Source organism: Sulfitobacter noctilucae (assembly GCF_000622365.1).
In the GTDB taxonomy this organism is placed as follows: Bacteria; Pseudomonadota; Alphaproteobacteria; order Rhodobacterales; family Rhodobacteraceae; genus Sulfitobacter; species Sulfitobacter noctilucae.
Genome location: NZ_JASC01000014.1, coordinates 301,706 through 315,813 on the forward strand (window position 1 = coordinate 301,706; position 14,108 = coordinate 315,813).

At 59.0% G+C, this 14,108-nt stretch carries 11 protein-coding genes; 5 read left to right on the forward strand and 6 right to left on the reverse strand.

Annotated elements, in window-relative coordinates:
* Positions 1–34: 34 nt before the first annotated feature.
* Positions 35–1,138, reverse strand: a complete 1,104-nt coding sequence (locus tag Z945_RS0111675; protein WP_025052291.1) for a pyridoxal phosphate-dependent aminotransferase — start codon at positions 1,136–1,138, stop codon at positions 35–37.
* 97 nt (positions 1,139–1,235) lie between these two features.
* On the opposite strand from Z945_RS0111675, the gene Z945_RS0111680 reads away from it, so the two are divergent.
* Positions 1,236–1,400 carry a hypothetical protein gene (locus Z945_RS0111680; RefSeq protein WP_025052292.1) on the forward strand — a complete coding sequence of 55 codons (165 nt, stop codon included), beginning with the start codon at positions 1,236–1,238 and terminating at the stop codon, positions 1,398–1,400.
* 95 nt (positions 1,401–1,495) lie between these two features.
* Positions 1,496–2,284, forward strand: a complete 789-nt coding sequence (locus tag Z945_RS0111685) for a crotonase/enoyl-CoA hydratase family protein (protein WP_025052293.1) — start codon at positions 1,496–1,498, stop codon at positions 2,282–2,284.
* A gap of 87 nt (positions 2,285–2,371) precedes the next feature.
* On the opposite strand, the gene Z945_RS0111690 is transcribed toward Z945_RS0111685, so the two are convergent.
* Positions 2,372–5,530 (reverse strand): valine--tRNA ligase, encoded by a 3,159-nt coding sequence (locus Z945_RS0111690; protein WP_025052294.1) that lies wholly within the window; start codon positions 5,528–5,530, stop codon positions 2,372–2,374.
* A gap of 134 nt (positions 5,531–5,664) precedes the next feature.
* Between Z945_RS0111690 and Z945_RS0111695 the strand changes: the two genes are divergently transcribed.
* The gene (locus tag Z945_RS0111695; protein ID WP_025052295.1) at positions 5,665–7,962 is read left to right on the forward strand and encodes a xanthine dehydrogenase family protein molybdopterin-binding subunit; all 2,298 of its coding nucleotides are present in this window, start codon (positions 5,665–5,667) and stop codon (positions 7,960–7,962) included.
* The gene (locus Z945_RS0111700; protein ID WP_025052296.1) at positions 7,937–8,950 is read left to right on the forward strand and encodes a DUF2235 domain-containing protein; all 1,014 of its coding nucleotides are present in this window, start codon (positions 7,937–7,939) and stop codon (positions 8,948–8,950) included. Before Z945_RS0111695 ends, Z945_RS0111700 begins: the two co-directional genes overlap by 26 nt.
* Positions 8,951–9,008: 58 nt before the next feature.
* Here Z945_RS0111700 and Z945_RS0111705 read toward each other — a convergent pair whose 3' ends face one another.
* The gene (locus Z945_RS0111705) at positions 9,009–9,491 is read right to left on the reverse strand and encodes a PaaI family thioesterase (RefSeq protein WP_025052297.1); all 483 of its coding nucleotides are present in this window, start codon (positions 9,489–9,491) and stop codon (positions 9,009–9,011) included.
* Between the two features lie 59 nt (positions 9,492–9,550).
* Positions 9,551–10,417, reverse strand: coding sequence for a methylenetetrahydrofolate reductase [NAD(P)H] (gene metF / locus Z945_RS0111710; RefSeq protein WP_025052298.1), 867 nt, complete (start codon positions 10,415–10,417; stop codon positions 9,551–9,553).
* Between the two features lie 95 nt (positions 10,418–10,512).
* On the opposite strand from metF, the gene Z945_RS0111715 reads away from it, so the two are divergent.
* Positions 10,513–11,418, forward strand: coding sequence for a LysR family transcriptional regulator (locus Z945_RS0111715; RefSeq protein ID WP_025052299.1), 906 nt, complete (start codon positions 10,513–10,515; stop codon positions 11,416–11,418).
* Positions 11,419–11,728: 310 nt separating this feature from the next.
* Here the strand turns inward: Z945_RS0111715 and Z945_RS19640 are convergent, their stop codons facing one another.
* Both Z945_RS19640 and Z945_RS0111725 read right to left on the reverse strand, forming a co-directional pair.
* The gene (locus Z945_RS19640; RefSeq protein ID WP_025052300.1) at positions 11,729–12,340 is read right to left on the reverse strand and encodes a TetR/AcrR family transcriptional regulator; all 612 of its coding nucleotides are present in this window, start codon (positions 12,338–12,340) and stop codon (positions 11,729–11,731) included.
* A gap of 57 nt (positions 12,341–12,397) precedes the next feature.
* Positions 12,398–14,107: an aldehyde dehydrogenase family protein gene (locus Z945_RS0111725; protein ID WP_241434501.1), complete on the reverse strand. Its 1,710-nt coding sequence runs from the start codon at positions 14,105–14,107 to the stop codon at positions 12,398–12,400.
* Between the last annotated feature and the right edge of the window lies 1 nt (position 14,108).

Here is a 14,108-nt window from a genome sequence, read left to right on the forward strand (position 1 = left end):
CTCAAGCTAGACTATAGCCCGGGAAACGCCCCCGTCAGCCCTTTTTTGCGTCAGACAATGCGGCGGGCAAGGCTGCGGCGAAGGCATCAAGTTGCGCAGGCGTGCCGCAGCTGACGCGAATACAGCGGTTTTGCGGCGCGGCAAATGGCATGCGCACGAAGATGCCCCGCGCGACCAAACCGTCCAGCACAGCCTTGGCGAAAGCCGCATCGCGCTTGCAGTCGATCGCCACGAAATTTGCCGCCGACGGCAGGGCGGTGAGGTCGTTGTCCCGGGCAATCGCGGTGATGCGGATACGGGCATGTTCGATCTGGTGCAGCACCGTTTTGAGCCAGCTTTGATCCTTGAGGGCTGCGAGCGCACCGGCCTGAGCGGCACGGTTCATGCCGAAGTGGTTGCGTACCTTGTGAAAGGCCGTGATCAGCTCAGGCGCTCCAAGCGCATAACCGACACGCGCGCCTGCCATGCCATAAGCCTTTGAGAAAGTGCGCATTCTGATAACGCGCGGGTCGTCGAGCGGAAGAGGCAGGGCGGTGCCCTCAGGAGCCGTGTCGACATATGCCTCATCCAGGACCAGCAGCGTACCTTGAGGCAACTCTTCCATCGCTTTCACGATGTCATTGCCCTTGTGACAGGACCCCATCGGATTGTCAGGATTTGCCATGTAGACCAGTTTGGCGTCCACTTCAGCCGCCTTGGCAAAAAGTGCTCCGGGATCTTCGTGATCGTCGCGATAAGGAACTTTGTGCAGGATGCCGCCAAAGCCTGCGACATGGTAATTAAAGGTCGGATAGGCCCCGTCTGAAGTGACCACCGCATCACCCGGCTCCACGAAAAGACGGACAAGATAGCTTAGCAGCCCGTCAATGCCCTCGCCCACAACAATGTGATCCATTGTCGTGTTATGATGGACCGCAAGGGCCGCGCGCAGATCAAAGCTTTCGGGATCGCCGTACATCCACTGATCGGCCTCTGCCATGGCTTTGATCGCCGCCGGGGACGGGCCGAAGACATTTTCATTGGCCCCCAGTCGCGCTTCGAAGGGACGTTTTTGCAGGCGTTCCTGCGTCTCCGGTCCCACAAAAGGAACCGTTGCAGGCAAGGATTGGGCGAGGGGGGTGAGGCGATGTTCTGTCATGTCACGGTGATAGGGCGGGGCAGTGATTTGAGCAAGTGACTGGATTTCTGGTGCAACCATAGGTATGTGAGAATGGTTCGCAACTAAGGGGGCGAGAATGCCAAAATTATCAAGACGCGGTTTCATTGCAGCCACACTGGCGGCGGGCACGGTGCGCACACTGCCGGTGATCGCGACCAAACCGCCCGCACGGCAAATCCTGACGCTGGTCTATGACAAGAGCCTTGGTATGATGCGCGCGGTAGAGCGATTGGCCCCTTAAGGCCGGTTGCCTGAGGCCGGGGCAATTGCCGCCACGTTTTGCTGGTCTGGCGCGCTCTGATGCGCTCAGGTACCGTAAAACAACCGGAGGATCCCATGACCCGCGTCACTGTAACCTATGAAAACCACATTGCCTTTGTTCGTCTGACACGCGCCGACAAGATGAATGCCGTAGATCAGGAAATGATCGACGGCATTATCGCCGCCGGGCAGGAAGTCGCGGCATCTGATGCCCGCGCTGCTGTGGTCTCCGGCGAGGGCAAGGCCTTTTGCGCAGGCATTGATATCACCGGGTTGGCCGGGATGGTGGGGAAAGACCCTGCCGATGTGCTGATGCCACGCACTCATGGCGATGGGACGACGAACCAGTGGCAGGAAGTTGCGATGATCTGGCACCGGATGGAAATCCCGGTGATCGCCGCGATTCACGGGGTGTGTTTCGGCGCGGGTATCCAGTTGGCGCTGGGCGCGGACATTCGCATTGCGGCACCGGGCACGCGGTTTGCGGTGATGGAGATGAAATGGGGAATTGTCCCTGATATGGGCGGCATGGCCCTGCTGCCCAAACTGGTGCGGTCCGATGTGCTGCGTCGAATGACCTATACCGCCGAGCAGATTGATGCGGAGCAGGCGGCGGCCTGGGGTATTATCACCGAGATTGCAGAGGATCCTCTGGCGGCAGCGACCGATTTGGCGGGCGTGATTGCCGGAAAAAGCCCGTCAGCGGTACGGGCTGCCAAGCGGTTGATCGCAATTGCGGAATCTCAGGACGATGGGGCGATCCTGGACGCGGAGTCCCGGATACAGTCGGAATTGATAGGCAAGCCGCATCAGATGGAAGTGATTGCAGCTGAGATGGGGAAACGGCCCGCTGTCTTTAAATAGGACAGCACACTGCGTCTTCTGTGGATGGTATTTTTAAAAGGGTGAAATTAGGATGGAGCGCCCCCTGTCTGCAGGGGGCGCTTTTTGCTATCCGATTTCGGCCAGACGGTCGAGAGCGGCCTGCAACTGGTCTGCTTCTTCTTGCCGTGCATCAAGGTTGGCTTGGGCTTCGGCAACGACCTCTTCCGGCGCGGAGGCGGCGAATTTGGGGTTGTTCAGACGCCCCTTCAGGCCACCGATCTCCTTGCCCAGCTTGTCGAGCGACTTTTGCAGACGCACCTTTTCAGCGTCGATGTCGATGATCCCTTCAAGCGGCAGACCCAAAGACGCGGCGCGGGCGGGGATGGAGGCGGTCCCTTTGGGGAAAGCCGCCACTTCGCTCAGGCTTTCGACGCCAGCCCGGCGGGCGATCAGGTCTTTGTTGCGTTCCCATGCCAGTTTGCCGGCGGCGTCGATCTCGGTATAGACCATATCGACCTTGGCGCTGCCCGGCACACCCATCGCCACACGGGCAGAGCGGATGTTCTGGATAAGCGCGATCACCCAGTTCAGCTCGCCATCTGCCTCGGCGTCGAGCATTTCGGCTTCCGTGTAAGTTGGCCAATCGGCATGTACCAGCATCTTGGGGCGCTCTTTGAGGCCCCAAAGCTCTTCGGTGATGAAGGGCATGATCGGGTGCAGCAGGATCAGGCATTGGTCCAACGCCCAGCCATAGGTCGCGCGGGTTTCTGCGATAGCAGCGGCATCGTCGCCGTCAAAAATCGGCTTGGTGAATTCAAGATACCAGTCGCAGAAGGTGCCCCAAACGAAGGCGTAAAGCGTATTGGCAGCGTCGTTGAACCGGTACTGGGTCAGCGCGGTATCGACGGCCTCGCGGGTCTTGGCGATCTCGCCTTTGATCCATTTGTTCACGGTCAGCGTCGTCTCGGGCGCTGCATCGCTGTGCGGCACCTCAAGCACGCCGTTGCGTTCGGCAAAGGCGGTGGCGTTCCAGATCTTGTTACCGAATTTACGGTAGCCGTCGATACGCGCAGTGCTGAGCTTCAGGTCGCGCCCCATCGCCGCCATCGAAGTCAGCGTAAAGCGCACCGCATCAGCACCGTATTCGTCGATCAGTTCCAGCGGGTCGAGTACGTTGCCTAAAGACTTCGACATCTTCTTGCCTTTCTCGTCACGCACAAGCGCGTGGACATAGACAGTGTCGAAGGGTTTCTGGCCGACCACAGCGTATTGCATCATCATCATCCGGGCGACCCAGAAAAAGATGATGTCGAAGCCGGTGATCAGAACAGAAGTCGGGAAGTACTTTTCCAACTCCTCCGTCTGCTCGGGCCAGCCCAGCGTGCCGATGGGCCACAGGCCAGAGGAGAACCATGTGTCAAGGACGTCAGGGTCGCGCCATACAGGATAGAGGATATCTGTAGGATCCTGACTGCCTGTATAGATCGCAAGGCTTTCAGCTAGAACATGCATGGCGTCGCTGCGCGAGGAAACTTCGACCACGCGGGCGAGGTTGAGGGGGGTGGGCAGCTTTGCAAGAACGTCAGCGAACTTGTCTGTGACAGCGCCAAAATCGGCAGCGCAATGATGGTGGTCGCTTGTTTCTGGCAGAGATTGGTTCAGCAGCAGGCGCGATATCTCAACCATATCGAGTGCGCCGTCGCCCTCGTCGTCGGTGAAACCCGCGCCGGTGAGGTCTAGACCATACCATACCGGGATCTGATGACCCCACCACAGCTGGCGCGAGATGCACCACGGCTCGATATTCTCAAGCCAGTGGAAATACACCTTCTTGTCCTGCTCGGGCAAGATTTGCGTATCGCCGTTGCGCACAGCGTCCAGCGCGGGGCCGACGATCTTGTCGGTGTCCACGAACCATTGATCCGTGAGCGCTGGCTCAATCACCACCTTGGAGCGGTCCCCGAAAGGCTGCATGATCTTTTTCGCCTCGACCAGCGGGACAAGGGTATCTTCCCGCGCTTCGCCGCCTTCTTCGGGGGCAAGAGTTTTGATCGCAGCTTTGCCCAGACGCGGATCATGAGCTTGCGTCATTACGGCCAGACCTTCGGCGGTGATGTCTTCGATCACCTTCTTGCGGGCATCGAAACGGTCCAGACCACGGTAGTCTTCTGGCACGAGGTTGATCTCGGTCGCATCCGCAGGAGCATCCTCGCGGCCTTCGGCGATGGCTTGGGCGCGGGCAGCAGCCTGATCATAGGGGAGGCCATCGGCACGCATGGCACCGCGGGTGTCCATCAGCGCGTAGAGGGGAATGTTGTTGCGCCTTGCGACTTCGTAGTCGTTGAAATCATGCGCCCCGGTAATTTTGACCGCACCCGAGCCAAAGTCAGGATCGGGATAGGCGTCCGTGATGATCGGGATCAGTCGGCGATGCTCTTTCGGCCCCACGGGAATTTCACACAGCTTGCCCACGATGGACGCATAGCGTTCGTCGGACGGATGCACCGCAACCGCACCATCGCCCAGCATGGTTTCGGGGCGGGTGGTGGCGATAGAGATATAGTCGCGCTCCTCCTCGAACAGGACCGCGCCGTCTTCGTCTTTCTCGACGTAGGTGTAGGTGGCACCGCCCGCGAGCGGGTATTTGAAATGCCACATATGGCCGTCAACTTCAGTGGATTCGACCTCCAGATCGGAGATTGCGGTTTCAAACTGCGGGTCCCAGTTCACCAACCGCTTGCCGCGATAGATCAGGCCTTTGTTGTACATATCAACAAAGACTTTGATCACAGCATCGTGGAAATTGCCGTCTTCGCCTTCCGGCGCACCCGGTGCACCGGACATGGTAAAGGCATTGCGGTCCCAGTCACAGGACGCACCAAGACGTTTGAGCTGTTCGATGATCGTGCCGCCGGACTGCTTTTTCCAATCCCAGATTTTTGCTGTAAATGCTTCGCGGCCCAACTCGCGGCGGGTCGTGTTGCCTTCGGCTGCAAGCTGACGCTCTACCACCATCTGCGTGGCGATGCCGGCATGGTCCTGCCCCGGCTGCCACAGCGTGTCGAACCCGCGCATCCGGTGCCAGCGCGTCAGGATATCCTGAAGCGTGTTGTTAAAAGCATGACCCATATGCAGCACGCCCGTCACATTAGGCGGCGGGATCATGATCGAAAACGTCTCGGGGCGCGAGGCATTGGCCCCAGCCGAAAAGCACCCAGCTTTTTCCCATGCGGCATAAAGGCGGGCTTCGGCCTCGGCGGCGTTGAAAGTTTTGTCCAGAGCCATGATTTTGATCCTCAAAACAGCGTTATCGCCCGATCTAACGGAGGATTGCGCAGAGGGAAAGGGCGGGCTGGACAATGGGGCCGTGGTGGTTATGTCATTACGGGTAAATTCCAACCAGCGCGAGGCATTGCATCATGGACAAGTTCGGTAAAAGTCAGGCGGTCAAACGTACGGAAGACGTGCGGTTTCTGACCGGCGAAGGCCAGTATGTCGATGATATCGCCCCCGAGGGTGCGCTGCACGGGTTCTTCTTCCGCTCGCCTATCGGGCACGGTGTGATCTCCGAACTCGACGTGGCAGATGCGGCGGCGGCGGATGGTGTGCATCTGGTCCTGACGGCGGCTGATATGGAAGCGGCAGGCATGGACATCGCAATGGCCGGTGCCCTGGTCGACAACCGCGACGGCAGTAAAGGCGCGGCTCCGGTCCGCCCAATGTTGGCCAAGGACAAAGTGCGTTATACGGGCGAGCCTATCGCGCTGATTGTGGCGGACACGATGGCGCAGGCCCGTGATGCGGCGGAACTGATCATGTTTGACGCCGAGGATCTGCCCGCCAAGATCGACACTGCACCGGGGGGCGAGACGTTGCACACTGAGGCACCCGACAACAAGGTTTTTGACTGGGGCATGGGCGACGAAGCCGCGACCGAGGCGGCTTTCAAAGCGGCGGCCCGCACGGTCGCGCTGGATGTCGATGACAACCGGATCATTGTGAATTCGATGGAGCCGCGTGGCTGCTACGCCGAATGGACCGATGGCCGCGTGCATGTGGCGCAAAACGGGCAGGGCGTCTGGGTGCACAAAGGATATTTGGCTAAAGCCTTCGGGTTGGAGCCAGAGATGGTGCGTGTGACCAACCCCGATACGGGCGGCGGCTTTGGTATGAAGGGCATGACCTACAACGAATATTTCTGCGTGGCGCAAGCGGCCCGCGTGCTGGACCGGCCTGTGCGCTGGATGTCTGAGCGCACGGAGGCGATGCTGAGCGACAATGGCGGGCGCGACCTGACCTCGCTGGCGGAGTTCGCCTTTGACGCCAATAACAAGATCACTGCCTATCGGGTCACCAGCAAATGTAATCTCGGGGCTTACAACTCGCAGTTTGCGCAGTTCATCCAGACCCAACTGTTCAGCCGTGTATTGATGGGTGTCTATGATGTGCAAACGACGTGGCTGCAGGTCGATGGCTTTTACACCAACACCGTGCCCGTCGATGCCTACCGTGGTGCCGGCCGGCCCGAGGCGATCTATGTGCTTGAACGGCTAATGGACCGTGCCGCACGTGAATTGGGCGTGGATCCATGGGAGCTGCGCCGGATCAACTTCATCAAGCCCGATCAGTTTCCCTACACCGCCGCCACAGGCGAGACATACGATGTGGGCGATTTCAACAAAGTGCTGGCCCGCGCCGCTGCGCAAGCGGACCGCAAGGGGTTCGAGGCTCGTAAAGCAGCAGATGCCGAGCGCGGTCTACTGCGCGGGCAGGGGCTTTGCTATTACATCGAAAGTATCCTTGGTGACCCCTCTGAAGGCGCAAAGGTCGAATTCAACGCGGATGGCACCGTCAACATCTATGTTGGCACCCAGTCCAACGGGCAAGGGCACGAGACGGTCTATGCTCAGTTCCTGAGCGACCAATCGGGTATTCCGGCGGATAAGATCACCGTCATTCAGGGGGATTCCGACCTGATTGCGCAGGGCGGCGGTACGGGTGGATCACGCTCTGTAACCACACAGAACAACGCGACGCTGGCCACCGTCAGCAAAATGACCGAGGCTTTCACCGCCTTTCTGGCGGACGAGATGGGCGTGCCTGCGTCCGAGATCAGCTTTGACGACGAACGCTTCCGCGCCGAGGGGTCAAACCTCACGCCAACAATGCTTGAGGTGGCAGAGATGGCCCGCGAGAAGGGGCGCGATGATCTGCTGACCCATCACGAACGCGCCACCTTGCCCGCACGCAGCTTCCCCAACGGTGCGCATGTGGCCGAAGTGGTGATTGACCCCGAAACCGGGATCGTGGTCACAGACCGCTATACGGTGGTGGACGATTTCGGCAATCTCATCAATCCAATGCTCGCCGAAGGTCAGGTGCATGGCGGTGTGGCGCAGGGCGTTGGCCAAGCAGTGCAGGAACGTGTGGTCTATGACGTTGACGGTCAATTGCTCACGGCGTCCTTTATGGACTACGCCATGCCGCGTGCCGCTGATCTGCCGTATATTTCCTTCACCTCAGAGCCTGTGCCCTCGACCGCGAATGTGATGGGCATGAAGGGCTGCGGCGAGGCGGGCACTGTTGGGGCGCTCGCCGCGGTTTCCAATGCCGTGCAGGATGCTTTGTGGGAACATGGGGTGCGTCAGGCGGATATGCCGTTTACGCCACACCGCGTTTGGGAGATGATGCATGCGGATCGGATCGCTGCCGAATGAGGTTAAGGGCCGCCCCCGGGCGGTCCATGTTATCATTCTGGACGGCACACTTTCCTCGCTTGAACCGCTCCACCAGACCAATGCCGGGCGAAGCTACACGCTGCTGCGTGAAATGGGCTCGGCGGTCTCGCTCTATTACGAACCGGGGTTGCAGTGGCGCAACTGGCGGTCGATCCGCGACGTGGCGATGGGCAAAGGCATCAATCGCCAGATCCGCCGCGCCTATGGTTGGCTGGCCTCGCGGTACCGGATCGGGGATCAGATATTTTTGTTCGGATATTCGCGTGGTGCCTATGCGGTGCGATCCCTCGCCGGGGTCATCGACAGGATCGGCCTGCTGCGCAGCGAAGCCGCGACCGTACGCAACATCCGCGCTGCCTATCGCCATTACGAGGCAGACCCGGAGGCACCGGCGGCCCGCGCATTTGCGACGGCGCATTGCCATAGCCAGGTCGAGATCGAGATGATCGGCGTCTGGGATACGGTCAAATCCCTCGGTCTGAACGCACCTGTTTTATGGCGGCTCTCAGCGCATTTGCATGCCTTCCATAACCATGACCTGAGCCCCGTCGTGAAATCAGGCTTTCACGCCTTGGCCCATGATGAGACGCGGATGGCCTTTGCGCCGGTGCTGTGGACCAGCGAAGACGGTTACGAAGGCAGATTGGAGCAGGTCTGGTTTCCCGGTGCCCATGGCGATGTAGGCGGCCAGTTGGGCGGGTTCGAGGCGGCGCGGCCCCTGGCGAATATCCCGCTGGTGTGGATGCTGGAGCGGGCAGCAGAACACGGGCTTGCTTTGCCGGAAGGGTGGGCGGACCGGATGCCGCAGGATCCTTTGGCACCTGCGCGCGGCACGTTGCGCGGACACGGGAAGGTGCTGATGACCCGCAGGCGACGCAACATCGGTGCGGACCCGTCAGAAAGGTTGCATGAAAGCATTGCGCTGCGTCAGGGGATCGAGGGACTGCGCAACATGTCGGAGGTCTAGGATCAGCAGGCTGCCGGGACTTCGGATCGGCCCCATTGAGCGCAACCGGAAGGCTGTATCAGACGATCTTCATCACAATGCAGGTGGTTGATCCGGTTGCATACAGCTTGTCATCCGCGATGCCCCGAATCTCTCCATGGGCCACACCCGTCGACCGCCCGACGTGGTCGGTGACCCCGATACAGGCCACTTCAACGCCCAATGGGATGCTGCGCAGAATGTTAATCTTGTATTCCAGCGTGGTATAAACCGACCCGCGCGGGACCTTTGTCATCACTGCGCAAGCCATCGCGGAATCGAGCAAGGTGCCATACCAGCCGCCATGCACTGTGCCCATCGGATTGGTGACATTGAACTCTGGCGTGCCGCGAAATTCTGCCCGGCCTTCGGCGACGCTGTGCAGGCGGTAGCCCATGGTGACCGAGATCGGTGGACCGGGGTTTTTGCCGTCGATCATGGACTGCATAAATTCCAGCCCCGTCAATTCAAGCGCCTCCGCTTGGCTAAGCAGATCGTCGGGGGATGAGGCGGTGGGGGGCATAGGCGGTCTCCGGAAATTTGACCTGATGGTAGTGCCCGGTGGCGCGCCTTGCCAAGCTGTTACGCCACGTCCCGTACTGCAACCTCGGGCGTGACGCCCAAAGCGCGGCAGACATTGCGGGTCAGTTCCGCCTTGTTCAGCGTATAAAAATGCAGATTTTCCACACCTTCACAGATCAGAGTGTCGCAAAGCTCTGTGCACATTGCGGTCGCCAGCAAATCATGCCGGTCGTCGCGAACCGCCGCGTCAAAAGCTTCATCCACCCAAGCAGGAATTGTCGTGCCGCAGCGAATGGCGAATTTGCGCGCGGATTTCCAGCTGAGGATCGGCAGGATACCGGGCGTGATCGGCTTGTCGATACCCGCCGCCGCACAGGCGTCACGAAAGCGCAGGAAGCTTTCGGGCTCGAAGAAAAACTGCGTGATCGCCTCGTCCGCACCTGCTTCGAACTTGCGCTTGAGCCATTGGACGTTGGCATCCATATCTGCCGCTTCGGGGTGGCTGTCGGGGTACGCGCCAATGCGAATGTTGAACTTGCCTTTCGCAGCCAGCGCTTCGATCAACTCGCAACTATCGGCAAACCCCTCGGGATGCGGTGTGAACGTGTCGGCCCCGTTTTCGGGGTCGCCCCGGAGGGCTACGATGTCGGTCACACCAATTTCCGCAAAACTGTCAGCCACTTCAAGGGTTTCCGCCCGGCTGGCACCGACACACGTCAGATGCGCGGCCACCGGCAAACCGGAGGTGCGGCGCAAGACATGGGCGGCATCATGGCTTAGGTCGCGTGTCGTGCCACCCGCACCATATGTGACCGAGAAGAAACGGGGGGCCAACGGGGCCAGCGCCTGCGCCGTATCCCACAGATTGAAGGCCGCATCGACATTGCGGGGCGGGAAGACTTCGAAAGAGACATTGGGCGTGGCCATTGGGACGTTCCTGTTTCTGATTTGGTCTCTTGTCTCATATTTATTGATGTGAGACAAACTCATAACTTTCACATTGAAGATGAGGGTGCCCTCACATGCACATCGAGTTCCGCCATTTGCGCACCATTCAAGCGATCCATGAAGCGGGTGGACTGGCACGGGCGGCAGAGCAGATGAACATCACCCAATCGGCGCTGAGCCATCAGGTGAAAGGGCTAGAAGATCAAGCCGGCGTAGAGCTTTTTGTGCGCCGCTCGAAGCCGTTGAAGTTGTCGCCTGCGGGCCAGAGGTTACTGAAGTTGGCGCAGCAGGTTTTGCCACAAGTGCAGGCCCTACAGGATGAATTTACCGGACTTCGGGCGGGCAGCACAGGTCGGATGCACATCGCTATCGAATGTCATGCCTGCTTTGAATGGCTTTTTCCGGTGCTGGAACAGTTTCGCCGGTCATGGCCGGATGTGGACGTCGACATTCGGCCCGGCCTGGCCTTCGATGCGCTGCCGGCTTTGCTGCGCGAAGAAGTCGATCTGGTGGTCTCCTCCGACCCCGAAAACCTGCCAGGCGTCGAGTTTGTTGAGCTGTTTGACTATAAGGCGGTATTTGTCGCGGCGAGCACCCATCCACTGGCGGCAAAACCCTACGTCGAAGCAGCGGATTTTCGGGGCCAGACGCTTATCACCTATCCGGTTGAGCGGTCGCGGCTTGACGTGTTCAGCCAGCTTCTGATCCCCGCCAAGGTGGAACCCGCCGCGATCCGCCAGGTCGAGTTGACGGCGGTGATCCTTCTGCTCGTCGCGAGCAACCGGGGCGTCAGCGTCCTGCCCGATTGGGTGGTGCGCGAGGTAAAGTATTCCTCCGACTACGTTACCCGCCCCCTGACAGAACAGGGCATAACCCGCAGACTCTACGCCGCAGTGCGCAGCGACGATCTGGGCAAGCCGTTCATGGACCAACTCCTGGACTTGGCCAGAACAGAGGCGCGTAAACTGCAGGCGGAGTAGGGGGAGTGATGGCCGGTGCGAGGACGGGCATCACGATACGGCATTGTGTAGCACGGGCGAAAGATCGAGCATTCGTATCGAGTGCCCCACGGATCGGACATCGAATGCGCGTAATGTGGATAATCCGGCCTATTGCACTTGCGCCTATGGTTCATGCCAAAAGTTGTTGTTTAGAAAAATTTACGCGACGCGTTAGCAGATCTGTTGGCCCAGTTGTTAAGAACCACTCAGTAGTGGGTCGGTCTAACCAGGGTGTATCCCGATGAAGTGATACGCTCGCTCCATCCTCTAGGCCGTTGCCGGGGAAAAGTCAGAGAAACCGGTTTAGCACGTTCTGGAAAACGGCTTTCACGTCTTCCTGCGATTTCGGCGAAGACCCGAACTGGCCTTGCATCAAAAAGCGGAAAGCGCCGTCAAGCAGCGCGTAGGCACACTCGACATCTGCTGGATTGGCCTGCCCGGCTTGCTGGAAGGCAGAGCGCACGACCCCTATCAGTTTGCGTTCGATGTCTTCCACTTCCGGGCGAAAAGCCTCGTCAAACATCGCCTGGTTGCGAATGTCATACCAAAGCCGGTGGGTCTGTGCGTTGTTGACGATCGACGCAGATAACACGTCGCTAAATGCATTGACCACGCTCTCGCGTCCCTTGGCCGCCTCAAGGGCACGGGCAATTTCTGCTACGAAACCCTGCTTGTAACGGGACACGCAAAAAACGATCAGGTCAGCGCGGTCTTCAAAATAATAGTGCAGCATCCCCAGCGACATGTCGCTTTTCTCGGCGATGTCGCGCAGACTGGTGTTTGCATACCCAAGCTCGATGAGCGCCTTGATCGCGCTTTCCGCGATTTGCTGCTTTTTCAAACCCCGTTTGGCGTTCTTGCGGTCGGAGCGAGCTTTTAGTTTTGGGGACATTTCATTCATAGGTGCTAGATGCTCTTTGTGGCGCCCGAGTGCAAGTTTTTGCACCCGGACATTGGTTCAGCCCAATAGCGCGTTCAGAAAGATGCGGGGCAATTTGAACCAGCTGGGCTTGTACTGGAAATCGGTCAGCAATGCGCCAACCTTGTCCTGTTTGCGGTTGGTGATGAACCACGGCGGACGCGGCAGTAGGGTAAAGCTGCCCGAGAGCAGATTGCGCGGGAACGGGCTCCACGGAGCCTGCACCACACATCGTTCCGTGTTTTCCAGCATGAATGTGTTGTGCACCGTGCCAATGCCGGATTGAACATCCTCGGGTGTATGGCCCGGGAACGCGCCCCATGGGCAAGCGGTCGCAAGAAAAGCTAGTCCTGTCCATGCATTGATTGCAATGGCACCATAGCGCAGATCGGCGATGATTTCCTCAAAGCGTTTCTTGCCAATTTGGCGGATGGTTTTGGGATGGATCAGGACATTGGCCCCGAGGGTGCCGTGCAATTGATCGTTGGCATAAGTGATTGCGGCCTTCAAATAGCTTTCGGCATCCGGCGCGTCCATTTCGTGTGTGGACATGGCAGGCGCAAAGACTTCGTTTTCGCGGAACCATTCGGCGTCATCAACGCTGTTGATGATTGCGGCGGGGGCGGTGCCGCGCGCGACAGCATCGACGCTTGCAGCATTGCCCTTGAAGGTATCCAACCGGTCCGCAGCGCCCGGGTAATACGCCAGCCGGGTCGAATTCGCGATCACCTTGCGCAGGTTGTCCATCAGGGTTTCGCCCTTGTCCCAGCCTTTGGGCATGATCAGCACCTGACAGGCGACGCAATTGAAACCGGAGTTATGCAGCTTCTGCGTTGCAATATGTTCGGCCTGAAACTTGAGATCTGCCTTGGACCACGGGCCGGGTACAACGATGGTGGGACACACCGCACCAAGTTCGGATGTGAAGCGTTTGTTGTTTTTGGGTGTCCCCGCCTTGCGGTTCTTTTCGCCTTCCGCGCCTGTGCCCCAGACAATCGCATCATGGGTCGAGGCAGCACCCGTGATATGCAGCTCTTCGATGATCGGATGTTCGGTCAGATAGGCACCGGCAGCACCATCGCCTTTGACGATGCGCACAAAATCACGGTCAATGAACGGTTTGAGCGCAATCCGCAGATAGTCCGTCAGATAATCGTTGACCGGATTCATTTTCAGGATGACGACCTGATTTTCGATCATCAGTTTTTGCAGCACATCAAGCGGCGCGATCGATGCAATATTGCCTGCCCCCAGAACCAGAGCCACCTTGCCTCTACGCTGCGATGCGGGTTCGTCATAAACCAGCGCGGCGTTCTTCCCTAAATTAGCAGCGTTCACACCTTTCTGCATCCAGACCTCGGCCTTGACGCCGGAGAGCAGCAGGTGATCCCAGATCGAATGCGGCAGCACTTTCACTGCGGTTTGACCTGTCGGCAATATGCGCGTTGGCAGATGGTCCAGATATGTCTTTCCCTCCATCCCGCTCAGCGTTTGGATGAAGCCGTTGCAGCCGGACATGAGGGCATAGGGTCCGGACGTCCATTCTTCCCCGATCAGTGGCGAGCCTTCGGGGATTTGTTTTTTGCGTGCGGCGGTTTCTGCCCAGCCCTGCGCCACGCTCTTGAGGTTGTCTTTCACTTGGCCAAGCAATGCGATCCGCGTAGCGGTGTCGGTCTGTGCCCATTTGTTTTTGGCGGCGTCCAGCGCGTCAAGCGCCGCGTCATATTCCTCGACAAATAGGGGTGTCATC